This window comes from Ruminiclostridium josui JCM 17888 (genome assembly GCF_000526495.1).
GTDB lineage: Bacteria > Bacillota > Clostridia > Acetivibrionales > DSM-1351 > Ruminiclostridium > Ruminiclostridium josui.
Window position 1 is genome coordinate 3,114,249 of sequence record NZ_JAGE01000001.1, and the last position, 26,925, is coordinate 3,141,173.

Sequence of the window (26,925 nt, forward strand, 5' to 3'; positions counted from 1 at the left end):
GTGATGATGATGGAAAGAGCAAACAGCGTAGAATTTAAGGTTAGCGGAAGGTATGCACTTTTCAGCGATCCAATAAACAGGATTGGAGGTGAAAAAGTATCATACCAAATACCTACCTATCAGGCTATAAAGGGAATTTTGGAGAGTGTTTACTGGAAACCCACTTTTATCTGGTATATAGATGAGCTTAGGGTTATGAAATATATTAAAACCCAGTCACAGGGTATGCGACCCATTAATTATACAGGAGGAAATACACTATCAATATATTCTTATCTTACTGATGTGGAGTATCAGGTAAAAGCTCATTTCGAGTGGAACTATAACCGTAGGGATTTAGAAGAGGATAGAAATGAAAATAAACATTTTAGTGTAGCTAACAGAATGATCGAAAGAGGCGGAAGACGAGATATTTTCTTAGGAACACGAGAGTGTCAGGGGTATGTGGAGCCTTGTAATTTTGGAGATGGTGAAGGAGTCTATGACAATTACGGAGAGATATCTTTTGGATTAATGTTTCACGGTTTTGATTACCCTGAAGAGGCATATGATGAATCTGGCAAGGACAAGCTTGTAGCAAGACTGTGGTATCCAAAAATGGAAAACGGATATATAAAATTCATCAGACCTGATAAGTGTGAGATAAAGCGTGAGATAAAGGCAATGAGAATGAAAGAGTTTAATAATAGTAATTTTAGCGGTCTTAAAGAATTTGATAAGGGAGGTGAAATACTTGGGCTGGATTGATAAACTTTATGATACATATGAAAATTGTATAAGTGAAGTTGGAAAACGTAGAACTGATAAAAAGATTCCTTTGTTGCCTGTGGGACATTCTACACAAAATGCACAAATTGAGGTAGTAATTGATATAGAAGGGAATTTTCGTCGTGCTAGAATTTTGGAAAAGGAAGAGCAGGTTACAATAATTCCTGTAACAGAAGATTCAGCATCAAGAGGAAACGGAAACTTTCCACATGCATTATGCGACAAATTTATATATGTTGCCGGGGACTACTTAGAATATGTACAAAATGAAAAAAGTGAAGATTATTTTAATAAATATATTGAGCAGCTTGAAGACTGGTGTAGCTCAATGCATAAAAACAAAAAAGTTTGTGCTGTTTTTGATTACTTAAAAAAGAAGAAGCTCATTAAAGACTTAGTTGAACAGAAAATATTGACTTGTGATGAAAGCGGTAATTTAAAAAAAGACATAAAACTCGGAACAGTTTCTCAAATTGATGCATTTATAAGATTCAAGGTTGAGGATACAGAAAATCCTAGTAGTGAAACAGCGGTTTGGCTTGATAATGAGATTTACAAAAGCTATATAGAATATTACCTAAATAAGGAGAAAGGTACAGAGTTATGCTATATAAAAGGGGTGAGTATTCCATATTCTGAAAAGCACCCTTCTAAAGTAAGAAACTCAGGAGATAAAGCAAAGTTAATATCGGCTAATGATGAAAGCGGGTTTACATACCGTGGAAGGTTCTCTGATAAAAAGCAGGCGGTAATTGTAAGTTATGAAGTTTCTCAAAAAGCACACAATGCACTTCGCTGGCTTATCGATATCCAAGGATATAGATTTGGAAATCCCAAGGATGGTGAAGAGGTAATTGTTGCGTGGGGTACTAATAATCAAAAGGTTCCTCCCTTATTAGCGGATACGGATGATATTTTTGGAGAAGAAGAGGATTCACTAATCATAGTATCTACTCAGAAGGAATACGCACAACGACTCAATAAGGCAATTGCCGGATATGGGTGCGAGCTTGACACCAATGCAGATATTGTAATAATGGGGCTTAATTCTGCGACAACCGGAAGGCTGTCTATAACATATTACAAAGAGCTAAAAGGGCCGGACTTTTTGAACAGAATTGAAAAGTGGCACAATACGTGTAGCTGGAGGCACTGTTATAAAAGGATTCTGGATGGGACTGATGAAAAAGGAAAAAACAAGTATAAAACAATAGAATTTATTGGAGCTCCGGCTCCAAAAGAAATTGTTAGGGCAGCTTTCGGTGTTGAAAGAAATGAAAAGCTTGAGGTTGATGACAAATTAATAAAGTCAACAATAGAAAGATTACTTCCATGTATTATTGATGGTGCAAGATTACCGTATGATATTGTTAATTCGGCTGTGAATAGGGCATCTAATCCGATTTCTATGAATTATTTCAATTGGGAAAAGACATTAAGTATTGCATGTTCTTTATTAAAAAAGTATAGAAATGATAAATTTAAAAAGGAGGAATGGGACATGGCACTTGATGAAAATCAAAATGACAGGAGCTATCTTTTTGGAAGATTACTAGCAATTGCACAAGAAATTGAAGCATGGGCTATTAGTATAACAGGCGAAAAAAGGGATACTAATGCGGAGAGGCTTATGCATCAATTTAAACTCCACCCTTATAAAACATGGGGGATAATAACTAATAAGCTCAGACCATATATTGCAAGGCTGGGTGGGAAAAATATTCTGGTAGAACTTATGACCAAAGTCAATTCACGGATATCATTTGAAGACTTTACGAGTCTAAAGTCATTGGAGGATAGCTATATATTAGGTTATTACTGCCAGAGACAAGTGTTTATTGATGAAAAGAATAGAAGAATTGCAGATAAAAATGAAAAGAAACTTGAAAATATAAATTAAAGGAGTTGTTTATATGAGTATTTTAAAAAACAAGATTGATTTTGCAGTGATTATTTCGGTGAAAAATGCTAATCCAAACGGTGACCCACTGAATGGAAACCGTCCTAGAGAAAATTATGACGGATATGGAGAAATATCAGATGTGTGTATAAAAAGAAAAATAAGAAATCGTTTGCAGGATATGAAGCAAGAGATATTTGTTCAGTCAGACGAAAGAAGAACAGATGGCTTCAGAAGTTTGAAAGATAGAGCAGACGGTTGTCCTGAATTAAAAAAATTAACTAAGGATAAAGAGAAATATGCAGAGTACGCCTGCTCAAAATGGATTGATGTAAGGAGCTTTGGCCAAGTATTTGCATTTAAAGCAGGTGAGGAGAATTCAGTCTCTATAGGAATAAGGGGACCTGTATCAATACATTCGGCTGTAAGTGTTTCGCCAATAGAAATATCAAGTATGCAAATTACAAAAAGTGTAAATGGAGAGACAGGAAAAGACCCTGACAAAAAGAGTGCAGATACAATGGGTATGAAGCATAGAGTTGATTTTGGTGTGTATGTGATTTATGGGAGTATAAATACTCAATTAGCATCTAAAACAGGGTTTAGTGAAGAAGATAGTGAACATATTAAAGAAGCGTTAAGAACATTATTTGAAAATGATTGCTCGTCTGCAAGGCCTGACGGAAGTATGGAGGTATATAAGCTTTATTGGTGGAAGCATAATTGCGAAGTAGGGCAATACTCTTCTGCAAAGGTACATAGAAGTCTTAAAATAAAGGCAAATGTTGATGTGCCAAAATGCATTAATGATTATTCTATTTACATTGATGATTTAGATGGATTGGAACCGAAAGTTTATGACGGAATATAACGAAGAAGACTTCCTGCTATTATCAGGCATTCAGCACTTTGCTTTTTGCAGGAGGCAATGGGCACTGATACATATTGAACAGCAGTGGCAGGAGAATCTGAGGACGGTTGAAGGGAATATACTGCATGAAAAGGCTCATGATGACGGATTCTCAGAAAAACGCGGAGACGTAATTATTTCAAGGGGAATGGCTGTTTTCTCAAGAACCCTTGGAGTCAGCGGTGTATGCGATATTGTGGAATTGCATAAATGTGCCGATGGTGTGAACATATTTGGCAGGGAAGGGTTGTACAGGCCTGTTCCCATAGAATACAAGAGGGGTAAACCAAAGGAAAATGATGCTGATATTCTTCAATTATGCGGACAGGCTATGTGCCTTGAAGAAATGCTCTTGTGTGAAATAAAGGAAGCATACATGTTCTACGGGGAGACTAAACGTAGGCTGAAAATTACACTTGATGATGCTTTACGTGAGAGGGTTAGAGACGTTATTCAAGAAATGCATGAGTTGTTTGAACGGAAGTATACGCCAAAGGTAAAACCTTCTAAGAGTTGTAAAGCCTGTTCTTTGGCAGATATCTGTATGCCAAGACTATGCAAAAATACTTCTGTGTCAAAATACATTAGAGATAGTTTGAAGGAGGCAGAGTAATGAGAAAACTTTTGAATACAGTTTATATTACCTCTCCAGACAGCTATCTTTCTCTGGATGGAGAAAACCTTGTTATACAAAAGGGAAGTACTGAGGCGGCAAGGCTGCCGCTTCACAATCTGGAAAGCATTATTGCTTTTGGATATACCGGAGCAAGTCCAGCACTAATGGGTGCATGTGCAAAACGAAATATTGCTCTTAGTTTTATGAGTCAAAGCGGTAAATTTTTGTCAAGAGTCGTTGGAGAGGTAAGGGGAAATGTTACTTTAAGAAAAGCACAATACAGATTGTCGGATAATATGGAAGAAAGCACTAAGATAGCCAGAAATTTTATATTTGGGAAGATTTATAACGGAAGGTGGGTAATTGAACGTGCTACCAGAGATTATTCGGAGAGGCTTGACGCAATTAAGCTCAAGAAGGTATCGGAAGGGTTGGCAAAAGCCTTGAATCTTGTATTGAATAGTAGAAATTTGGATGAACTCCGGGGATTTGAAGGGGAGTCAGCAACACAGTATTTTAGTGTGTTTGATGACTTGATTCTTCAACAAAAAGACAAGTTTTTCTTTCATGGAAGAAACAAACGCCCTCCTCTTGACAATGTAAATGCTATGTTATCATTTGTTTACACACTACTAGCACATGATACTGCCGCAGCACTTGAAACTGTCGGTCTTGACCCTTATGTAGGCTTTATGCATAGGGACAGACCCGGAAGAATATCTTTGGCGTTGGACTTAATGGAGGAACTGAGAAATGTGTATGCTGACAGATTTGTAATTTCTCTTATTAATAAAAGGGTAGTCAACTTCAGTGGTTTTATGCAGAAAGAGGATGGTGCAGTAATTATGGATGATGATACCCGAAGAACAATTTTACAAGCCTGGCAGAACAGAAAACAAGAGAAAATTACACATCCTTTTTTACAGGAAAAACTTGAATGGGGACTTGTGCCTTATGCTCAGGCTATGCTGTTAGCAAGATTTATTCGAGGAGATTTAGACGAGTATCCTCCATTTTTATGGAAGTAGGTGAATTTTATGATGGTACTTATTACATATGATGTTAATACTGAATCAGAGGGTGGAAAAAAGAGGTTAAGACGTGTTGCAAAACAATGTATGAACTATGGACAACGGGTTCAGAATTCTGTTTTTGAATGTGTTATGGATTCTGCAAAATGTAGGGAAGTTAAGAATAAATTGGAAAAAATAATTGACAAGGAAAGGGACAGCTTAAGATTCTATTATCTAGGTAACAATTACCAAAATAAAGTAGAACATATTGGCATAAAAGAATCTTTTGATGTAGAAGGAACATTAATTATATAGTGTGCGAATATATAGCAAACATTAAAAGCTAGGGACATTCGCACCTAAAATATAGTATTTCATTAATCAATTTTTAATTATTGATATTAATATTTTTTGTAAATAGACTTTTTATGTTTATTTTTTGTGCAAAATAAACAAGTAGATTTATTTCTTTTGTTTATTTTTGCTGTCGCTCCTCACGTAGGAGCGTGGATTGAAATAAATCCCAATCAAACTCTATGAGGTCAAGTATTGTCGCTCCTCACGTAGGAGCGTGGATTGAAATTGCAAGCATATCCGTTTGACTTGCTAACCATGGGTCGCTCCTCACGTAGGAGCGTGGATTGAAATGACTGGAGTAGCATTGAAAGAACGTCCGGAAGTGTCGCTCCTCACGTAGGAGCGTGGATTGAAATCAAGTAGCTCCTACAGGGCATAAATTGCGAGAGGGTCGCTCCTCACGTAGGAGCGTGGATTGAAATCGGCAGTTCGGCAATCTTCAACGGCGACACAATCAGTCGCTCCTCACGTAGGAGCGTGGATTGAAATAAATCCTAAGTCATGTCTGATTTCGTACCAACCTGTCGCTCCTCACGTAGGAGCGTGGATTGAAATAGTTGAATTTTTTAGTTAGGCACTAATCTTTTTGAGTCGCTCCTCACGTAGGAGCGTGGATTGAAATAAATAGCCATTAAGAAGGTTATAAAATCAAGCCGTCGCTCCTCACGTAGGAGCGTGGATTGAAATACTTCCCAGTTGCCCAAAAAATCCAAGTACGCTGTCGCTCCTCACGTAGGAGCGTGGATTGAAATTTAATGGCTATTTGAAGCTCTTTCGACAGCTTTAGTCGCTCCTCACGTAGGAGCGTGGATTGAAATAAATTTAATTGTATTATTACTACTTAAATATCCGTCGCTCCTCACGTAGGAGCGTGGATTGAAATTACAAAAGAATAGTCTATTACCTCATCTCCACAGTCGCTCCTCACGTAGGAGCGTGGATTGAAATAATCATGTTATTAGTACAATTACATTTCATACTATGTCGCTCCTCACGTAGGAGCGTGGATTGAAATCAACAATGGCAGCTACGGATGGAGATTCTACAACCGTCGCTCCTCACGTAGGAGCGTGGATTGAAATTCAGCCTCAGGCCACACACCTGCAGATGCTGGTGTCGCTCCTCACGTAGGAGCGTGGATTGAAATTCCGAAGCAATTAGAAGGGTGTTGAGAGCAGGTGTCGCTCCTCACGTAGGAGCGTGGATTGAAATATTTTAAATTATCTCCTTTATTTTAATATAAAGTCGCTCCTCACGTAGGAGCGTGGATTGAAATTATACCGCTTGACCCAAATTCTGTGCCAGATTATGTCGCTCCTCACGTAGGAGCGTGGATTGAAATTGCACCATTGCTGTAATGTACTTTGAATGTAAAGTCGCTCCTCACGTAGGAGCGTGGATTGAAATTTCATCCTTATACTTTTCTTTTAAGTAATTTTTAAGTCGCTCCTCACGTAGGAGCGTGGATTGAAATTATTCAGGCAGCATTGATGCATTTACCTTTAAGTCGCTCCTCACGTAGGAGCGTGGATTGAAATCAAAAGATATGAATATCATGTATTTTAACAATCGTCGCTCCTCACGTAGGAGCGTGGATTGAAATTACAACTTTTGATAAAATGCCAGGTTACAAAGGAGTCGCTCCTCACGTAGGAGCGTGGATTGAAATTATCCACGATACCCTTATCTGTCTTGGCTCTGGGTCGCTCCTCACGTAGGAGCGTGGATTGAAATCTCTTTAGCGTAAATGCAATATTTGTAGTAGCCAAGTCGCTCCTCACGTAGGAGCGTGGATTGAAATCGTTTGTTGGAATTGAACCATTATCAAAATGATATAGTCGCTCCTCACGTAGGAGCGTGGATTGAAATACAGCTAGTTCCATGTCATTATTCCAATTAAGATGTCGCTCCTCACGTAGGAGCGTGGATTGAAATTTTTTCAAACTTAATCTATTGCACGAATCCATCTGTCGCTCCTCACGTAGGAGCGTGGATTGAAATCTAAGTATGACAAACCCGGTGAAAACATGGGATACGTCGCTCCTCACGTAGGAGCGTGGATTGAAATTTCCCGTTGATATGGGTCTTTTTTTGTTTCGTCTTGTCGCTCCTCACGTAGGAGCGTGGATTGAAATCTTACCCCTCCATGTTAGATTCATAACTTATCCTCGTCGCTCCTCACGTAGGAGCGTGGATTGAAATTAGTGGCTTAGTTTTTGAAACGGTTATTCGCCGTCGTCGCTCCTCACGTAGGAGCGTGGATTGAAATATAATCTGGTAATTTTTTATTTGTTTTGAAATTATAGTCGCTCCTCACGTAGGAGCGTGGATTGAAATCGTTAGGGGTAAATACTAAATACATTCCAAGCAAGTCGCTCCTCACGTAGGAGCGTGGATTGAAATAATTTCAATCTTTTCAAGTGCCTGACACTCAACGTCGCTCCTCACGTAGGAGCGTGGATTGAAATTGTTACAAGAAGTGCCTTTTATACCAGACAGGATAGTCGCTCCTCACGTAGGAGCGTGGATTGAAATTTTAGCAAGAATGGTTCAACATCAAGAGATTAAGTCGCTCCTCACGTAGGAGCGTGGATTGAAATTACAGGATGCTTATATGATGTTTCTAGCTCTGACGTCGCTCCTCACGTAGGAGCGTGGATTGAAATAATGTCCCTATAATTTATAATCTTTATGTACATTCACGTCGCTCCTCACGTAGGAGCGTGGATTGAAATACTCAACTATATCTCCCCCTTCTTTAATATCCTGTCGCTCCTCACGTAGGAGCGTGGATTGAAATACAGCCTACTTGTTGACAGGGAAAATGACGTATCGTCGCTCCTCACGTAGGAGCGTGGATTGAAATTATGCCTAAATGGGTAAGACAACTCTGTCCAAAGGTCGCTCCTCACGTAGGAGCGTGGATTGAAATCGTTGGCTCTTCACCTTCTACCGCCTCGGGATATGTCGCTCCTCACGTAGGAGCGTGGATTGAAATTTGACCATATTTGTGATTATTTTTTGCATAGTCTGTCGCTCCTCACGTAGGAGCGTGGATTGAAATTGTTATAATTGGCTTTGCAATAGATGTCCAGTAGTCGCTCCTCACGTAGGAGCGTGGATTGAAATATCACAACTGAAATTATGGCTTATGCCTTTAGGGGTCGCTCCTCACGTAGGAGCGTGGATTGAAATTAATTGTGGTCAAGAATGTTTTGAAAATGATTTTGTCGCTCCTCACGTAGGAGCGTGGATTGAAATCGTCAAAGGTTTATGCAACAACTACAAAGTATCCGGTCGCTCCTCACGTAGGAGCGTGGATTGAAATTTGCAGCTACAATTAATTTGATAACTGCGATATTGTCGCTCCTCACGTAGGAGCGTGGATTGAAATATAATCTGGTAATTTTTTATTTGTTTTGAAATTATAGTCGCTCCTCACGTAGGAGCGTGGATTGAAATTTTCAATACAAGGAATATTACTAACACCCTTTTTAAAGTCGCTCCTCACGTAGGAGCGTGGATTGAAATTTTTTTAATATTACTTATCTCTTGAAACTTTATGTCGCTCCTCACGTAGGAGCTACAGGAATAGAATCAAAGAAATAGTTAATTGAAATGAGATGCAGCTTTAGATATTTACTCTATATGCAGTATATAGGGATATAATGCGTAATTTTGAAAATACCAAGAGGGGATATGTGAATTAGTATAGGGTACAATAATTATTTTTGATTATACATAAAATGGAAAATTTATAGGACAGAAAACTTTAGCATTACTAAACAGTGCCATGATTATAACAATCTGGATAAACGGGTATACCTTTACGTATGCTAGCCATGTCTTGATTTTCTTATTAATTATGCAAAAGAACTTGGATTTGAAGAAATTTCTGTAGGAGTTGATATTGATAATATAGTTGCTGAACACCTATATGAAAAATGGGTTTTATAAACATAATATTTGAAAATGCAATAATTCAATTTTAGGAATATACATAAGTTGTATAACCTTCCCTTTAGTATGGAAATAATTAGTATAAATAATCATTTTCAATTAAGGGGTTTAATATGACTAAAAGGATAAAAACAATACTATTTATATTTATGGCAATATGTGCTTTACTTGTGACAAGACTATATTATATACAGACTGTAGTTGGTCCCGGCTATTCAAAGGAAGCGTCCAGTCAAAGAGTCAACAACGTTAATATAGAAAATTCCAGAGGTGATTTTCTGGATAGAAATGGAATAAAGCTTACAGGAAGAACACCAAAAGTTACCGCGGTTTTGAAACCTTCTCTTTTGCGGGGGCAGAATGAGGCCGTTGATAATATATGTCAGATATTGGGGCTTGATCCCGCCAAGACAAAAGAATCCCTGCAAAGAAAGAATACTCCTATAATAATGGAAGTTGACAGTGAAACAAAGGATGTTCTTTCTCAGCTTAATATTAAAGGAATATCTTTTGTAAACACTTTAAGCAGGTACAATACTGATACTAAGGCAAAACATTTGCTAGGCTATTTGAACAAAGTTGACCAGGTAGGAAGTTTTGGATTAGAAAAAATATATGAAAAGACATTGAATTATGGAAAAACAGATTCAATAGGCGTAATAACTGACAGAGACAATAATTTGCTGGGCGGTCTTGGGTATAGAATAATTGAGGAAAACAGTGATAATAAAAAGCTAGATATTAGGCTTACTATAGATTACCATATACAGAGTATTATTGAAAAAGTTTTAGATGAAAAAGGTTTAACAGGAGCCATAGTAGTAGAGGATGTAGCAACTGGAGATATAGTAGGTATGTGCAGTAAACCTGATTTTAACCCTAACGATATCGAAAACTATTTGCTCAACAACAAAAAACCTTTATTTAACAGGGCTGTTGCTCAATACAATATTGGTTCAGTTTTTAAGTTGATTGATTTAGCATCTGTATTGGAGAAGGATCAGGATTATAACATGGTATTTAATTGTCCAGGATATATACAGATAGGAGATACCGAGTTCAAATGTTCTTCATATAATGTAGGAGGCCATGGCATCATGGATATTAACAGTGCTCTAGCAAAATCATGCAATGCCTACTTTATTAATATGTCTATGGATCTGGGAGCTGAACCCATAATATCAATGTGTGAAAAACTGGGTTTTGGAAAACCTACAGGACTGTCAAAACAAGGCATTGAAGAAGCAAAGGGCGTTATTCCTGCTATAGCGGATCTTAAAAATCCCGGTGATGTAGCAAACGTATCTATTGGGCAGGGACAAACCATGGCAACTCCTGTTCAGATAGCTGATATGATAGCTACTATTGCTAACGGTGGGATAAAAAACAATATTAATGTAGTTGATTGTATAGTAAACGAAGAAGGAAACAAAGTAAGGGATTTAAAAGAAACAGAGCAAAAAAGGGTATTATCAAAGGCCACAAGTGACAAGATTAAAAATCTAATGGAAGGTGTTGTAAACACCGGAACAGGAAAAAAGGCCAGTATTGATGAGTTTGGGGGAGCAGGAGGAAAAACGGGAAGTGCTGAGACAGGCCAATATGTAGACGGTCAAAAAATAGTTCAGGCTTGGTTTGCAGGATATTTCCCAGCAAAATCACCTAAATATTCGGTAGCTGTTTTTATAGAGGACGGACGAAGCGGTGGAGAATCAGCAGCACCTATATTTGCCGAGGTTGGAAAAGAGATTATGAAAAAAGGGCTATAATAAAAAATGGTTTCACAGATATAAAAGGACTGTGAAACCATTTTAACGAGTGTGTGAAGGTTTTTCTGTAAATACAGCTTTCTATGATAATTTTTGATGAGTTACCCATAATATAAATGGAGTTCTCTTTATTAATAAATATAATAATTAAAGAATGGCATGTCAAGTACACCCTCTGTTGGGTTGTTGATATGGAGTGTGTGAAATAATCTCTGTAAATAGCTTTCTATGATAATTTTATTAGAGTTGTGAAGGCCAGATGCTGGCTTTCATAACTTGTCTACAATATAATAGTAAATTAATGGCATGTCAATAGCACCCTTCCAAAAGGGTGTTTTTGATTGTCCTGATTTTATTGCTGAAGCCTGCCCTCATACATGATGGACAACTCACCGTAGACTTTACCCCAGTTACGGAGAGTCATAGTCCACTTCTTGGTTGCCTCAAAGGTTGCTAGATATAGGGCCTTTAAGAGGGCTGTGTCACTTGGAAATACGCTTCTTTGACGATTCAGACGACGATATGTGCTGTTCAGGCTTTCTATAGCATTGGTTGTGTAGATTACCTTGCGAACATCCGTAGAAAACTTGAAAATCGGGCTTAGGATATCCCAGTTCGTAGACCAACTCTTCATGGCGTTAGGATAACGGTCCTGCCACTTGTCCGTAATTTGCATCATACGCTCATATCCGGTCTCCTCTGTAGGGGCATGGTAGATTGTCTTCAGGTCATTAGCAAACTCCTTCTTATCTTTGTCTGCAACATATTTTAGTGTGTTTCTTACCTGATGGACTATGCAGCGTTGATACTCTGTTTCCGGAAAAGCTACAGCAATGGATTCCTTGATGCCACTCAGGCCATCTGCACAAAGTATAAGAATATCCTTGACTCCACGGTTCTTCAGTTCATTTAGGACACTAAGCCAATATTTACTGCTTTCATTTTGGCCTATCTGAATGCTTAACACTTCCTTTTGGCCTTCTTCATTGATTCCAAGAATGATGTATGCAGCCAGCTTCTTGATGACATTGTTGTCCCTAACAGAAAAGTGCACAGCATCTATGAATACAATTGGGTAAACGCTGGATAGTGGACGTTGTTGCCATTCCTCAATTTCTGGAAGCAGTTTGTTTGTGATATCGGATACCATGCCTTCACTAACTTCAAATCCGTAGATTTCTTCGATCTGGTCAGAGATCTGGCGAGTTGTCAAACCTCTTGCATACATAGCAATGATCTTTTGGTCAATGCTTGAGATATCCTTTTGACGCTTCTTCACGATTTGTGGCTCAAAGGAACATTCTCGATCTTGTGGAACGTCAATTTCCATCTTACCATATGTACTTTGTATTGATTTGGATTTTTTCCGTTCCTGTAATTGGTGTTATTGGAACGTTCGTATGGCTCATAGCCTAAATGCTGATCCATCTCGGCTGTCAATGACGTTTCGATTTTGTAATTTTATAGCGTTTAAATTTTGCTGTTTTATGGCAAAAAAATTATTCCTTAGTCTTAAATAATGTATTTACCATTGTGGTACTTCCTGTCATCATCTCCTTTCGTTCCTTTAGACGATAACTTTCACCTTTAATACTTACAACTTGACAATGATGTAGAATTCTGTCAAGAATAGCGGAGGCAATAGTTATATCTGAGAATACTTCATTCCATGCTGAAAAAGCTTTATTTGAAGTAAATATGGTTGTATTTCTTTCATATCGTTTGGCTATTAATTGAAAAAATAAGTTTGCACCTTGAATATCCATTGGAAGATATCCAATTTCATCAATGATTAGTACCTTGTATTTGGCAAAGTTCTTCAATCGTTCCTGAAGTCTATTTTCATAATGGGCTTTGTTCAACTGCGTAATTAAGTTATGGCAGTTAATATAATAAGTGGAATATCTATGCTCTGCAGCAATCATTCCAAGTGCTACAGCAAGATGTGTTTTGCCAACACCAGGAGTACCTAGAAAAACAACATTTTCTTTATTTTCCACAAAGCGCATGGTCGCAAGTTCCATGATCTGCTCTCTGTTAATGCTAGGTTGAAAATCAAAGTCAAACATGTCAAGTGTCTTTTTATATGGAAATCCTGACATTTTAATTTGATTTTCCACAGCTCTTGATTTCTTTGACTTGGCTTCTTCTGTGAAAATATGATCTAAGATATCGACGATATTTCTCTTTTCATGAATGGCTTGCTCTAAGTAATTATCAATAATCGTAAGTGTATTTCTCATTCCTAATGTTTCAAGGTTGTTCTTGATTCTTTCGTAAGCTAGTTCACTCAAAATGTTACTCCTCCCATCAGCTCATCATACTGTTTAAGAGAATGTTTTGGAGATGGAAAATCTACAATATCTGGATTATGTAGAAGTGTGTTTTCTATATCAAAACTCTGTTTAACCAACATTGTTTTATAGTGTTCTTTGTTGACGTTTAAGGTGTTTTTACTGTATGATAATTTATGAATTGATATTTGTTTTCCTTGAAAATATGCAGCTAACATATTTTGAAGGACAATGACTGCCACATCTTTGCCTACATATTCTGCTGGTACAGAATACTTATTACCGGCATAGCTGATAAGGCAGTCTTTTTCAACTCTTCGAAGATTAATTTTGTCTATTATGTATTCTCTTTTTAATGGAGATAACATCTCATCTCTCAATCGATCAATAGGACGTTCATTGGTAGTTCCATGAACCTTGCTGTTAACCTTATTACACCATGCATACGCCTGTCCATTTAAGTCATCGAGAGAAGCGTATTTTATACCTGTCATAAAGTTGTCTCTAACATATGCAACGGTTCGTTCTACTTTTCCTTTTGTCTGTCCGCGATATGGTCTACATAGAACAGGCTTATATCCATAAAATCCTGCAAAATCTTCAAACTGTCTATTGAGTTCACTGTCAGCTTGTTTTAATAATCGCTTTACAACAACTTGTTTCATATTGTCGTATAATATTTCTTCAGGATATCCTCCAAAATATCGAAAAGCATTTACATGACAACGTATTAGTGTTGAAGTACTCATATCTGTTACAAATTCAATATATCTCATTCTAGAATACCCTAAAACCATGAGAAAACAGTAAAGCTTTTTATATTCTCCATTTTCCAGTACCTTATAGTTTTCAAAGAATCCCCAGTCAACCTGTCCCTGAAGTCCAGGCATCGTTTCAAATCGGACAGTGGCTTTTTGATTTAAGTCCTGTTTTTTTGATGAAACATACTCACGGACTATGGTATATTTGCAGTTACAGCCTTGTTCTAGAAGCTTTTCATGAATTCTTACTGCACTAAATGGTGCTTCTTCTAGCCATAAATCGATCTGGTGCTTGTAAGAGTCTAATTTAGAAGGTTTGGGACCAGTAAGCTGATAGACAGGTTTTATATCTGATTCTGCATATTTCTTTGCAGTACGTGGATCCATATGATATTTCCTTGCAATCTCTGTGTAAGATAATCCTTTCTTGCGATCATTTCGTATTTCCATCCAGTAGTTTCCTTTCATTCTTTGTACACCCCAAGTTTTATTTGAAGTGTATCACAAGTTATTTTGTTACCACCATATACATACAAAATTTAACCGCTGTTTTCTTACATTTTATCACCGTCATTGACAGGGAAACATATCCACACCCAAAGCACCTTAAAGACGTTCAATCAGAAGCTCTTTTGGAAGAATTGAGGAAGGTGCATAGGGGTACAACTGTAAAGAAAGTGAATCAAATATTGACATTATCAGAAGTAAACAGCCCGAAAGAGAAGCATTATCAAGATGAGCGTGACCTTGTTATCAGGAGCCTTGTGCGGGAATTAAAGTTCAGGAAGCAGGAAAATGAGGATATCGACAGAGAATTGGAAAGGCTGATTCAGCTTACAGGCTATAAGCTTCATACCATGCCTGGCATTAACCTTATCACAGCAGCAAGCATTATTTCAGAGATAGGCAATATTGAAAGGTTTCCCAACTCTAACAAGCTGGCTCAATTTAGCGGGGTAGCTCCAGTTAATTTCAGTTCTGCCGGAAAGGGTAAAGACCAACGCAGCAGACAGGGCAACAGGGTTTTAAATGCTATATTCCACTTTCTTGCAATCCAATTGGTACAGGTAAATTCAAACGGTAAAGCAAGGCATCCAGTATTCAGAGAGTATTTTGAAAGCAAGCTTAGAGAGGGTAAGAGTAAGCCTCAAGCTCTTGTTTGTGTGTCAAGAAGAGCTGTAAGGATTATATACGGCATGATGCGGACAAAGACCGAATACAAGCCGTTTGAAAAGTTAGAATATTGATGTTGTTTAGAACTTTTATTATTGATAGAATAGAATTGTAAAAATTGTAAAAAATCCTCTGAAAAGAGGCTTTCAATAGATTATGTATTTTAGGGGTAAAAAGGGCTTACAGGATACAACCACAGTATAGAATATCTATAATGCGGGAGTAAGTGAGGTTACTAAAGCAGTTAAAGCAATAAAACAAATCCCGTATGGAAGTTCAGATTTAAGCAAATCTGCTATAGCGTTTAGAAATGCTAATGGAATATTTACAGCCAGAAATGTTTCGGTATTTGAATATACTAAAAATGGTGTTACAAAAACGATAGCAATGGCAAGTGAAAGGGGAGCAGGTCATGCTGAAAGGCTTATAGCAAAAAAACTTGAAGGAATGGGGATACCACCGTCTCAAGTAACAAGGATTTTTTCTGAGCTTGAACCATGTAGTGCTCCTGGTGGTTACTGCAAAAGATTTATAGAAAGTACCTTTCAGCAAGCTGAAGTTACTTATTGCTTTGAGTACGGAGAATCAGCGGCTTCAAGAGCAAATGGTGTAGATTTATTGAAACAAGCATTACAGAGCTTAGGAAAGTAACAAGAAAAATATACATATCCATTTATAAAAAAGGAGGGCTACGATAAGATGGATAAGGAAAGTATTACAGAATTTTGGAATGATTCACTCGTTCGATTTAATATGGAACTACTTTCTAAATGCTCATTAACACAAGAGACTAAAGAGTTTTTGGAACTTTTTGGGCTACCAGTAAACTGTGAGTTCCTTAAAGACCTAAATATTAGCTTTTATAATATTTTTGAGCAAATTAGTATCAAGGGTTGCAATTATATTGCAATTGGAGATGATTACGGAACAAAAATATGCATTAGAGAGAATTTAAATGAAATAATATCAGTTGATATTGAAAGAGATATGAACATTCGGATTATTAATTCGAGTATTGAACATTTTATAAATTTCTTGCAAATTTATTTCACAAGGAGACCTGAACTATCAAAGGCTGATGATGAGGAAGCAGTTGAAATAGTAAGGTCAATGAGAGATGATTTTGATAAATTAGATGCTATGGCATTAAGTAATGAGGAAAATTGGTGGGCCGTTATTTTAGAGCAAACCGAGCAAGGACTACTATAGAATTGCTGTACATTTAATAAACAATCTGATGCTTGTTTTAGTCCTATTTACTAAATGTTTAGTACGAATACAAATGCGCTATGTATATGTCAAGTCTTAATGGAGATACATTCTCTGTTAAGACGGTTATATATCAATAGGGTAGAACAGTAAACTGAAATTTTCATATAAAGAGCCAATTGCTTAACAGGTGATTGGTTCTTTATTTGTTTGTAAGGTATGTAGGAGAGACCGTTTCAAATTTTGTGTAAACCTTCAAATTGATGTTAGAATAAATATATCAATTCGAAGGGTTTTTTATGGGAAGAAGAAATGAAAGTCCCGAAAGGAAAAGACGTAGAGCATTGATAGGAGAATTTTTACGAGAAAATCCTATCAAAGACTCAATTGACATCAACGATTTAGTTAAAGAACTAATATATCAAGTTTTTGAAAATGGCCTAGATGGCGAATTAGAAGAATTAGGCTATACTAGGTACGATTATCGCAACAAAGATACTGACAATAGCAGAAATGGATATTCCTCTAAGACAGTACATATTAGTTTTGGAGACACAGAAATCGATGTGCCTCGAGACCGAAAATCTTGCGCAAAATTCATTTGGCATTGTTCTTGGCTTTGATTCGATGAAATTAATAATCCGCCAACATGTTGAGTACATTAAATTTATGGAAAGGCAAATAAAAGAAATAGATGATAAATTAACCGATTTATTTAGTACTTTCGAGTGTTACATTACGATTATTCTAGGCATCGGTCCTATATTAGGAGCGACTATTTTCAGTGAGATTAGGGAAATTAGCCGTTTTTCATCGGCAGCAAAATTAGCACTTTTGCTGGAATAGATCCTACAATAAAGCAATCTGGTGAATATAGCTCCACTAAAAATCATATGTCTAAGCGAGGATCACCGTATATTAGGCGAGCCATTTGGCAAGCGTCCGTAGGAGCAGCTATGTATTAGCCAAACTTGAAATATTTCTTGGAGAGAAAGCGGACCGGAGGCAAGCCGTACATGAATGCTATAGGTCATGTCACAAGAAAACTAACGAACATTATTTATGTTGTTTTAAGAGATAATAAACCTTATGGGGTTGTACTGAATTGTTCGAAATACTTATAAAAATGAACAGTTGTCAAATTGGCTTAAATTTCATTTCAGTCTTTGCAAGGGTATTCGTACCATACAGCCAATTTATAATAGGAAACAGTGGTGCACATCGCTAATTAGATGCAAGATACATTGAGACAGAGTTCTGATAGTGAATGAGTCTGAAGATTAATCAAATAAAGTTGGAACGAAACAGCATGCACAGTCCATAGTGAAACCTGCATAAATCGTTTTTTACTCATGACAAGATGAGACACGGCTAGGGCGAAAGTGGAAATTTCCGAAGCATTCCCTGTAAAGCACAACATTTGACACATAAAAACAACAGTTAGTAAGCAGAGAAGATTAAATTTTTTCTTCTCTGCTTTTTTCTTAATATTATTAGTTGTTAATCAAAAATAATTATTTACTTATAAAGTGAGAAGTTATAAATCAAAACAAAAAGGAGAACTCCCTAATGGAAGAACTCAAGACTATAATAGAACTCTTGAAAAAAATCAGGGCGAAAAACAATGTAGTATTCAATTCATGTCAGGATGAGAAGTTAATGCAGGATATAGAATACGGAAATTTATATCAGGAATACTGGACTGCTGACTTCAGACTCAAAAATGTTATTGGACTTCTTGAAGCGGTAGAAAAGGAATTAATCAATTATAGGCGGACAGATAAAAAATAATTTTCAATAGCAGTTGTAAATTACACTGTAAATTTTCCGTATATAGTGAACGGATTAAATCCGAAGCAAAGTAAAGTATATCTTTGATGAAAGGCCAAAAAATGATAAGTTCAGAAAACAATGCAACAGGTATTCCCGCAAATCAGGGTGATATGAAAAGTACAGAGAAATCAAAGGCATATGTTTCAAGCCGAGAACACATAGTGGATGAATTACGGCGTCTGGATTTAATATTCAGACGATATATCCGGGACAACAAAGAAGAGGGCAATACAACGGCATATGCGGGGATAGTTCTATCAAAAGAAGAAATATGTAGTCTTTTGGAAGAAGAAAATATTGAAGGACAGGAAAAGCCTATAGAGTACAGGCTTGCCGAACTGGAAACTGAAATTTCCGAAAGGGTGGAAGCAACCAAGGCATCCGGGATAAATCTTTCACTACCGTATATTTCACAATTGCTAAACCTTAGTCTGTTTGAAGAAAGATGCCTTATCGCCTGTATAGCCCCTGAGATAGATACAAAATATGAAAAAGTATACGGGTATTTTGAGAATGATACAGCAATAAAAAATCCAAGCATTAACTTGTTGATGAAAATATTTTTATCAACAGAGGATGAAAGAATTGAAGCAAGGAAGCTTTTCAGTCTGCAAGCACCTTTGGTAAGACTTTTGCTTGAAAATGGAAATGATCTGTCAGATAACTGCATTCCGTTGATATCACGTCACCTTAAATTAGATGATTGGGTAGTCAACTATTTATTGGATATCAATATACTTGATTCACGGTTAATACATGTGGCTGAACTGATTCAAACGCGGGAAAGAGGTTACATAAGCCCTAATCATGAAAATGACAGAATACTGCATTTTATCGACTATTACAGGAATGGAAGGACAAAAAGAAATCAAATACTTTACTTCTATGGTCCTGAGGGAGCCGGTAAAAAAGATTATGTACTGTCAGTATGTGAGCACCTTAGATTACCTCTTATTGCAGCAGATTTAGAAAAGATATTAAGCTCTGATTTACCATTTGATGAAATTCTTAGACTGCTGGGCAGGCAGATCAAAATAAGCAATTGTATTCTCTGCCTTGAAAACTTTCAACTATTGGTTTCAGAAGAATGGAGCCAGCAGATAAGAATCAACAGAATCCTGCAAATGCTCCATGAGTTTTCTGAAACAACATTTATTCTTGGGAGAACTCAATGGCATTTAACAAATACCGACAGCAGGTTTGCCTATGTTGCGGTGGAATATCCTTATCCTTCAGCAATAGCAAGAAAGAAATATTGGCAAGAGCTTAGTGAAAAATATCAGCTGGATTCAAATTTAAACCTCAATAATTTTGCTGAAGTTTTCCGTTTTACACCGGGTCAAATTGAAAATGTTCTTAGATTGGGTGAAAACTATTCGGTATGGAATGGAGTCAGAGATGGAAGGATTGAGACAAAATACCTAACTAATGCCTGCTATACTCAATCAAACAGAAAACTTGGCGAATTGGCAAAAAAGATAGACACACTTTATACAATGGATATGCTTGTTTTGCCTGAAGATCAAATGTTGCAAATGAAAGAAATATGCAGGCAGGTAAAATACCGTTCGATTGTTTATGAAAAATGGGGATTTGAAAAGCGTCTCGCCCTGGGAAAAGGATTAAATATTATGTTCTCTGGCCCACCGGGCAGTGGGAAAACAATGGCCGCAGAGGTAATAGCAAATGAGATAGGCCTTGAAATATACAAGATTGACGTCTCAAGAGTTGTAAGTAAGTATATCGGAGAAACGGAAAAAAATCTTGGGGAAATATTTCATGAAGCTGAGACTTCAAATGCCATACTGTTTTTCGACGAAGCTGATGCTCTGTTTGGAAAACGTTCCGAAGTCAAAGATTCCCATGACAGATATGCAAATGTTGAAATAGGGTATCTACTTCAAAGAATGGAAGAGTACAAGGGAATAGTTATTCTAGCTACAAACCTGAATCAGAACATTGATGAAGCTTTTTTGAGAAGATTGCACTTCAACGTAGCATTTCCATTTCCTGATAAGGAACAGCGTAAGCTCATATGGTTGGGTATTTTTCCTTCCGGGGCTCCGGTAGATGAGAATTTAGATTATGACTTTCTGGCAGAGAAATTTGTTATGGCGGGGGGAAATATAAAAAATATAGCAGTAAATGCAGCTTTTTATGCTGCCCATGCAGGGTGCCCCATAGGGATAAAGCAAATTATGCAGGCGGCAAAAAGAGAATACAAAAAAATGGGTAAAACCTTTTTGAAATCAGATTTTGCTCCATATTATCAACTGATTGAGGTGGTGAAATAATGGCTGTGGAAACCCGTACAGTAATCAGAGATGTTAGTGCAAGCCTAAAGGCTTTAATTAAAGCAAATGTTCCGGAATTAAATGATGATAGTTACATAACATTTGGTTCTCCAAGTGATGTGGATTCAGCAAACATGACGCTTTCATTGTGCTTGTATTACCTTACCGAAAGCCATAGCATGAGAAACAGTGAGAGAGAACGAATACCAGGGACAAACCAGTTATTTGACTCTCCTTCCTATCTTGACCTGTATTATTTGATGACTCCATATGCAAAGGACAGGGATACCGAACTTTTGATTTTGGGAAAACTGTTTCAACTGTTTCACGAGCATGCGGTGCTCAGTGGAGATGACCTTAAAGGAAACCTTGCTGCTTGTGGAAACGAGAAAATAAGAATATCCTACAATAATCTATCACTGCAGGACATTAAACAGTTATGGGAGGTATTCCCGGGAAAACCTGCAAAGTTGAGCCTGTCTTATCTGGTATCTGCAGTAAGGATGCCGGCTGAAAAGATAATTACATTACCATTAATTACAGAGGAACCAAAGCCAAAATTTTACAATTTAAAAACCCATACAGAATTATCAGAAAAGAATACATGATAATTCAACTAGAGATTATACAAATTAACGAATATGATTTCGCTTATTGAAAAATATAGCGAGGGCATATAGGTCCATTCAATAGAAGGACCATAAAAACAGTTATAACAAGGAGGACTTGAAATGCCAAATTATTTATCACCAGGAGTTTATGTAGAAGAAGTTTCCAGTGGGGTGAAGCCGATAGAAGGCGTAGGTACAGCAGTTGGCGCTTTTATCGGAGTCGCTGAGAAAGGTGTCATTGGTAAAGCTGTTCTGGTTACTAATTGGAGCCAGTATGTCAGAGAATTTGGAGGATTTATTCCAAATGCTTACCTTGCTTACGCCGTGTATAATTTCTTTGCGGAAGGAGGAACATCCTGCTATGTTGTAAGAGCCGCATCAGAAGATGCAAAGAAGGCATATTGCATTGTAAAGGATGATCAAGGAGAAAATCTATTCCAAATCAGTGCCCGTTCTGAAGGAATTTGGGGTAATAGAATTTCCTTTCAAATAGGTAGTTCATCAAACGGACAGATGAACGGTTTCAAACTTAATATCAAGTATACCGAGAAGAGTTCATTCAGCGATGAGTATGTTGGAGAAGAAGTTGAAGGTGAACTTGTTGAAACATTTGATAATTTACTGATAACCAACTTTGAAGAAAAAATCAACGATGTATCATCATTTATCACAGTAACACCATTGGTAGATCTTACTAAACTAGATAACATGGATAAGGTTCCAATGTTCACTGACGAAGATGACTATATAGAATTGGCTAATGGTGTGGATGGAATATCATACATAGAGTACATTGACAGCGAAAACCAAAAGTTGGGAATTAATGCATTTGACCCTATAGACGAAATTAATATACTTGCAGCTCCTGACGTAGCAAATATGGAGTCTAACAGAAGTATTATTCTTGCAATTCTCAATTACTGCAAGAACAGAAAAGACTGCTTCTACGTTATTGATCCTCCACACGGATTGACACCTCAGGAAGTAAAGGACTTCAAAGAGGGTGCAGGAGAATTTGCAGGTAATTCATTCAATTCTTCATATGGTGCACTGTATTATCCATGGGTATTTATCAACGACCCACTTACAGGAAAGAAAAAGCTCATTCCTCCATCAGGTTCAGTTGTAGGTACATATGCGTATGTTGATTCAGCTAGAGGAGTACATAAAGCTCCTGCAGGAACTACAGACGGATATCTTGACACAGTAGTAGGTGTTGAAAAGATAGTAACTAAGGGTGAGCAGGAACTTCTCAATCCTATAGGTATAAATGTAATTCGTTCTTTACCTGAGGGAATTTGCATCTGGGGTGCCAGAACTCTCTCATCTGATCCAGAGTGGCGCTATATAAATATCAGACGTCTGATGATGTATATTGAAGAATCAGTTGACAAGGCAAGCCAATGGGTAGTATTCGAACCCAATGAGCCAACCCTCTGGGGTAAGGTAAAAAGGAACATATCAGCTTTCCTGACAAGAGTGTGGAGAGACGGAGCACTATATGGTTCCACCCAGGAAGAAGCATTCTTCGTTAAAGTAGACGAGGAAAACAACCCTCCAGCATCTAGAGATGCAGGTCAATTAGTAATAGAAGTCGGTGTAGCTCCTGTTAAACCGGCAGAATTTGTAATAATTAAAGTCAGCCAAAAGACGCTGTCTAAATAAAATCCAGAGAGGAGATTAACCAATGGCAACAGGAAAGAGAAATGATCCATACAGAAATTTTAGATTCAGAGTAGTAATTGACGGCATTCAGATAGCAGCGTTTTCTGATGCAACAATTCCTGATATATCTACAGAAGCAGTAGAATACAGAGAGGGAACAGATGCACCTCATTCAAGAAAACTGTCAGGTCTTACTAAGTTCGGTAACGTAACTTTAAAGAGGGGTCTTACAGATAGTATGGAACTGTACAACTGGCGTAAAGCAGTTGTGCAAAAGGGTGCACTTAACAACAGAAGAAGCCTATCCATAATATTGGTAGATGAAGAAGGCAATGATAAAGCTCAATGGGATATCATTGAAGCATGGCCAATCAAATATGACGTTAGTGCATTAAGTGCTAAGGGAAATGAAGTTAGTATTGAAAACATTGAGCTTGCCCATGAAGGCATATCAAGAGTTAAGTAAATTTAAATAATTAGCTGGATTTTTATTGAATTGATAACATACTGCAAAAAATTAAATATTGGTATAAGCAATCAAATTTCAATAACTATCCCTTTATTGTGTATTTTGAGGAACAAAATGATGGTGAAGGTCGCTTCAGCCCAGTTTTGCAGGGCTGAAGCTGCACCTTACATCAGTAAAGGTAATAATCAAAAGAGAGGAATGCAGAATGGATATTTTACAAACTGAATTTAACTTTACACTGCCCAAAGGGTATGTGGACGAGACAGGAACAATACATAAGCAGGGAACAATGAGACTTGCTACTGCCGCAGATGAAATTATGCCCCTTCGTGATGCACGTGTTCAGCAAAATCCCGCTTATTTATCAGTAATCCTGCTTTCACGTGTAGTAACAAACTTAGGTACACTTAAAATGATAACCCCCAGAGTTATAGAGGAGTTGTATACTTCTGACTTTTCCTATTTGCAGGAATTATACAACAGAATCAACCAGAATGGATCTAATACTATAAAAACCAAGTGTCCCAAATGTGATCATGCTTTTGAGGTAGAGGCTGAGATTCTGGGGGAATAACCGGCTACCCTCTCGACCGCCTCTACGAGGAGGTAGCCTTTTTGTCCTACTACCTGCACTGGGATTACAAAACAGTGATGGGTTTGGAGCATTTTGAGAGAGAACGCTGGTGTAGGGAAGTAAGTGAAATAAACAAGAAGCTCAACGGAGATGAAGGCAAGAAAGATTTCTTTGAGGTTTAGGAGGATACCATGGCAAATATACTAAATTTGGTGGAAAGAAGAAACTGGGTTCCAGGATACAGAAAAGATCCATACCTTACATTTAACTTTGTAGTAGAGATTGATGGTATTGCTGTTGCAGGATTTACTGATGTTTCAGGGTTGAGTATTGAAACACAGGTGGAGCGTAAAACCTTCGGAGGAGAAAACCACAAAGAGTACACATTCCTAACTCAGACTAAATACAGCGATATAACATTGAAACATGGAATTACAAATGATGATTATTTGTGGAATTGGTATCGAATGGTAATCAATGGAAGGATAACTAGAAAAAACGGCTCAATTTGCTTATTGGATCATTCAGGTAATCCAAAACTATGGTGGGATTTTTTGGAAGCTTGTCCTATTAAGTGGGAAGGCCCTGCATTTAGTGCCACAAGCAGTTCTATAGCGGCAGAAACACTGGTATTGACCCATAATGGTATAAATATGCATAAATAAAACATAGGGTAGGGACGTAAATATATGATTAAAATAAAAAAGATAAACCAACTTAATACGTCCTTTGCACAAAATATACTGAGCAAATACGGTATCGGTAGGTGGAAAGGTCAATTTACCAGACTGATTTTTAGAAACAACTCCCATATGGTTTCTGAATCCGGTGAAGAGAAAAAAAACATTTATTATACTGAAACAAAAAGGTTCAATAATTTACTAAAAGTTTATAAATATTTAAATAATAGCTCTCCTAAAATAGTATTGCTCAGCACAACACATACTGTAAGTTTAAAACCGTCATATAATATACACGACAAAACTGTAAATATTACATCCCCAACGGAAATTAAGCTATATACTAAAACGGAACCTACAAAACTTATTCAAAAAGTTATATTAAATAACAATAAGCAGGAGCAAAAAAACTATTTTCATAAGCTCACAGAAAAAACAGAATTAGCTTCATCAGATGTATTTACTGAAGTAAGGAACAGCGCTACTAATCATAACAAATATGTGTACCATGTTACGGATATCAAAAATAATATTAAAAATGTTTTCTATGATGAAACTGATACAAAGCTGATTGAAACTGAAAAGCTAATAAAAGAAGCACCTGAGCATACATATCAGAATATTCTTGAAAAAGAAATTACATATAAGAAAGATTATGAAAAACAAACAGTAGTACGGGAAATAGCTCAGAAGCCAGTAATGGCAGGCAATAACTTTGTGGGGCAGCATAACCTAAACACATTGGTATACAATGTGTTTCCGATAACAAAACCTTTAGGGGAAAGGCTCTATGAAACTTTTGAAGGCACAAATATAAAGCAAAGTAATATAAACCAAAGAAACATAAAGCAAAGGAATATAAGTCAAAGTAACATAAACCAACAAAACATAAACCAGAGGAATATAAGTCAAAGTAACATAATCAAAAAAAACATAAGCCAAAGAAATATAGACAAAAGGATTATAAACCAGAGTACTTTTATAAATAACCTTATCACAAAAGAAAAATACCAACCTCTGAAATCAGGTGAACTAAATACAGAGAGAGTTTTTGCTGAAGAAGGCTTTCCAACACAAGATATAATTCACAGTATATATAAACAACAAATTAATCGTAATATTTTTCGAGAGCATGAAATAAAAGAAATGGACTTAGATGAGTATGAAAAGTTTGTTCATTTTTTACCTAAAAAGAATGACAAAATTATTGATTTAGTTTTTTACAGGCCTCAAATGAAGGAGAAAGATAAAAAAGAACACGAAATAAAAGAGATTTTGCCAATGGATGTTATGCAAGCAGAAAAAAATGTATACGCTAAAGCAATCTCCCAGTCAAAGCAGGATAGAAAGCCGCAAACCATAGGAAATGAGGAAGTAAAAGTGCTGGCAGACAAAGTTTTTCAAATACTTGAGAAGAGGTTGACAATTCAAAAAGATAGGAGGGGTCTTAGGTAATGGCAGAAAAAGCACAAATAATCCCGTTGGATTTACCCGGTGCCCAACCGATATCGGTAATGTTTAACCCAAATGAATACACCGTATCCTTTGAAGGGAAATACACAGGAGAAAATGATAAGAAGCAGTTTCAGATAGCAGAAACACCGGAATTTAAAGTCTCATTATTTTATGACACATATGAAAAGAGAAGCGACGTAAGGCGTGAAACAATGAAAATAACAGATCTGCTTGACCCAAAAGTAGCCGGGAAAAGTACAAAAAAGCCACCAACATGTTTATTTGTTTGGGGCGGTTACTCATATCGAGGGGTTATCAGCAAGATAGAGCAAAAATATACAATGTTTCTGGAAAACGGAACTCCTGTAAGGTCATTGCTGGATATAACACTCATATCAGACGAACCCCAGAAGAAGGTTGAACTTGCTCAGGGTAAGGAAGCTTGTAGAAAACTGTGGATAGTCAAGAGTGGGGACAGACTGGATATAATTGCAAATGAAGCACTCAAAGATCCTTTAAAGTGGCGATCAATTGCTGCTGCAAACGGAATAGTTAATCCAATAGGTTTTCCTACCAAAAATGATTTCGGAAGGACTCTGGTAATACCGGATTAA

21 protein-coding genes, 4 pseudogenes and 1 CRISPR repeat array are annotated in these 26,925 nt (G+C 37.0%); of the genes and pseudogenes, 22 read left to right on the forward strand and 3 right to left on the reverse strand.

Annotation, left to right across the window (positions count from 1 at the left end):
• Nucleotides 1-9: 9 nt before the first annotated feature.
• The 7 genes from cas5c to K412_RS0114045 all read left to right on the forward strand — a co-directional run bounded on the left by cas5c (nucleotide 10) and on the right by K412_RS0114045 (nucleotide 11,293).
• Entirely contained in the window at nucleotides 10-747 is a 738-nt protein-coding gene (cas5c, locus tag K412_RS0114015; RefSeq protein ID WP_024833703.1) for a type I-C CRISPR-associated protein Cas5c, read from the forward strand.
• Nucleotides 725-2,668 (forward strand): type I-C CRISPR-associated protein Cas8c/Csd1, encoded by a 1,944-nt coding sequence (cas8c, locus tag K412_RS0114020; protein ID WP_340139729.1) that lies wholly within the window; start codon nucleotides 725-727, stop codon nucleotides 2,666-2,668. The genes cas5c and cas8c overlap by 23 nt, the downstream gene beginning before the upstream one ends.
• 13 nt (nucleotides 2,669-2,681) lie before the next feature.
• Nucleotides 2,682-3,539, forward strand: a complete 858-nt coding sequence (gene cas7c, locus K412_RS0114025; RefSeq protein WP_024833705.1) for a type I-C CRISPR-associated protein Cas7/Csd2 — start codon at nucleotides 2,682-2,684, stop codon at nucleotides 3,537-3,539.
• The gene (cas4, locus tag K412_RS0114030) at nucleotides 3,526-4,191 is read left to right on the forward strand and encodes a CRISPR-associated protein Cas4 (RefSeq protein WP_024833706.1); all 666 of its coding nucleotides are present in this window, start codon (nucleotides 3,526-3,528) and stop codon (nucleotides 4,189-4,191) included. Before cas7c ends, cas4 begins: the two co-directional genes overlap by 14 nt.
• Nucleotides 4,191-5,222: a type I-C CRISPR-associated endonuclease Cas1c gene (gene cas1c, locus K412_RS0114035; protein ID WP_024833707.1), complete on the forward strand. Its 1,032-nt coding sequence runs from the start codon at nucleotides 4,191-4,193 to the stop codon at nucleotides 5,220-5,222. Before cas4 ends, cas1c begins: the two co-directional genes overlap by 1 nt.
• A gap of 9 nt (nucleotides 5,223-5,231) precedes the next feature.
• On the forward strand, nucleotides 5,232-5,522 hold the full coding sequence (gene cas2, locus K412_RS0114040; protein WP_024833708.1) for a CRISPR-associated endonuclease Cas2: 291 nt from the start codon (nucleotides 5,232-5,234) through the stop codon (nucleotides 5,520-5,522).
• A 171-nt stretch (nucleotides 5,523-5,693) separates the two neighbouring features.
• Nucleotides 5,694-9,095: direct repeats of the CRISPR family, unit length 32 nt; unit sequence GTCGCTCCTCACGTAGGAGCGTGGATTGAAAT.
• A gap of 542 nt (nucleotides 9,096-9,637) precedes the next feature.
• A complete protein-coding gene (locus K412_RS0114045; protein ID WP_024833709.1) occupies nucleotides 9,638-11,293 on the forward strand; it encodes a peptidoglycan D,D-transpeptidase FtsI family protein in 1,656 nt (551 codons plus the stop codon).
• Between the two features lie 352 nt (nucleotides 11,294-11,645).
• On the opposite strand, the pseudogene K412_RS20825 reads toward K412_RS0114045, so the two are convergent.
• From K412_RS20825 to istA, 3 genes and pseudogenes are all read right to left on the reverse strand, one after another.
• Nucleotides 11,646-12,745 (reverse strand): annotated as a pseudogene (locus K412_RS20825) (IS256 family transposase); the annotation flags it as partial.
• 47 nt (nucleotides 12,746-12,792) lie between these two features.
• Nucleotides 12,793-13,587, reverse strand: coding sequence for an IS21-like element helper ATPase IstB (istB, locus tag K412_RS0114055; RefSeq protein WP_024831762.1), 795 nt, complete (start codon nucleotides 13,585-13,587; stop codon nucleotides 12,793-12,795).
• Nucleotides 13,584-14,816 carry an IS21 family transposase gene (gene istA, locus K412_RS0114060; protein WP_024831761.1) on the reverse strand — a complete coding sequence of 411 codons (1,233 nt, stop codon included), beginning with the start codon at nucleotides 14,814-14,816 and terminating at the stop codon, nucleotides 13,584-13,586. Before istA ends, istB begins: the two co-directional genes overlap by 4 nt.
• 254 nt (nucleotides 14,817-15,070) lie before the next feature.
• Here istA and K412_RS0114065 point away from each other — a divergent pair.
• The 15 genes and pseudogenes from K412_RS0114065 to K412_RS0114135 all read left to right on the forward strand — a co-directional run.
• Nucleotides 15,071-15,595: pseudogene (locus K412_RS0114065) on the forward strand (transposase); the annotation flags it as partial.
• A gap of 247 nt (nucleotides 15,596-15,842) precedes the next feature.
• Entirely contained in the window at nucleotides 15,843-16,172 is a 330-nt protein-coding gene (locus tag K412_RS22780; RefSeq protein WP_278244554.1) for a nucleic acid/nucleotide deaminase domain-containing protein, read from the forward strand.
• 48 nt (nucleotides 16,173-16,220) lie between these two features.
• Nucleotides 16,221-16,730, forward strand: a complete 510-nt coding sequence (locus K412_RS0114075) for an SUKH-4 family immunity protein (RefSeq protein ID WP_024833712.1) — start codon at nucleotides 16,221-16,223, stop codon at nucleotides 16,728-16,730.
• A 299-nt stretch (nucleotides 16,731-17,029) separates the two neighbouring features.
• Nucleotides 17,030-17,314, forward strand: a pseudogene (locus K412_RS21895) (transposase); the annotation flags it as partial.
• Between the two features lie 85 nt (nucleotides 17,315-17,399).
• Nucleotides 17,400-17,695: pseudogene (locus K412_RS23055) on the forward strand (transposase).
• Between the two features lie 604 nt (nucleotides 17,696-18,299).
• Nucleotides 18,300-18,521 (forward strand): hypothetical protein, encoded by a 222-nt coding sequence (locus tag K412_RS0114085; protein WP_024833714.1) that lies wholly within the window; start codon nucleotides 18,300-18,302, stop codon nucleotides 18,519-18,521.
• 101 nt (nucleotides 18,522-18,622) lie between these two features.
• Nucleotides 18,623-20,857 carry an ATP-binding protein gene (locus K412_RS0114090; protein ID WP_024833715.1) on the forward strand — a complete coding sequence of 745 codons (2,235 nt, stop codon included), beginning with the start codon at nucleotides 18,623-18,625 and terminating at the stop codon, nucleotides 20,855-20,857.
• Nucleotides 20,857-21,465, forward strand: coding sequence for a Pvc16 family protein (locus K412_RS0114095; RefSeq protein WP_024833716.1), 609 nt, complete (start codon nucleotides 20,857-20,859; stop codon nucleotides 21,463-21,465). Before K412_RS0114090 ends, K412_RS0114095 begins: the two co-directional genes overlap by 1 nt.
• 123 nt (nucleotides 21,466-21,588) lie before the next feature.
• Nucleotides 21,589-23,133 (forward strand): phage tail sheath family protein, encoded by a 1,545-nt coding sequence (locus K412_RS0114100; RefSeq protein WP_024833717.1) that lies wholly within the window; start codon nucleotides 21,589-21,591, stop codon nucleotides 23,131-23,133.
• 22 nt (nucleotides 23,134-23,155) lie between these two features.
• Nucleotides 23,156-23,599, forward strand: coding sequence for a phage tail protein (locus K412_RS0114105; protein WP_024833718.1), 444 nt, complete (start codon nucleotides 23,156-23,158; stop codon nucleotides 23,597-23,599).
• Nucleotides 23,600-23,807: 208 nt separating this feature from the next.
• Nucleotides 23,808-24,176, forward strand: a complete 369-nt coding sequence (locus tag K412_RS0114115) for a phage tail assembly protein (protein ID WP_024833719.1) — start codon at nucleotides 23,808-23,810, stop codon at nucleotides 24,174-24,176.
• Complete coding sequence (locus K412_RS22535; RefSeq protein WP_024833720.1) at nucleotides 24,173-24,358, forward strand: DUF6760 family protein; 186 nt, start codon at nucleotides 24,173-24,175, stop codon at nucleotides 24,356-24,358. Before K412_RS0114115 ends, K412_RS22535 begins: the two co-directional genes overlap by 4 nt.
• 9 nt (nucleotides 24,359-24,367) lie before the next feature.
• A complete protein-coding gene (locus tag K412_RS0114125) occupies nucleotides 24,368-24,841 on the forward strand; it encodes a phage tail protein (RefSeq protein ID WP_024833721.1) in 474 nt (157 codons plus the stop codon).
• 24 nt (nucleotides 24,842-24,865) lie between these two features.
• Nucleotides 24,866-26,311, forward strand: a complete 1,446-nt coding sequence (locus K412_RS0114130) for a hypothetical protein (protein ID WP_024833722.1) — start codon at nucleotides 24,866-24,868, stop codon at nucleotides 26,309-26,311.
• Nucleotides 26,311-26,925, forward strand: coding sequence for a CIS tube protein (locus K412_RS0114135; protein WP_024833723.1), 615 nt, complete (start codon nucleotides 26,311-26,313; stop codon nucleotides 26,923-26,925). Before K412_RS0114130 ends, K412_RS0114135 begins: the two co-directional genes overlap by 1 nt.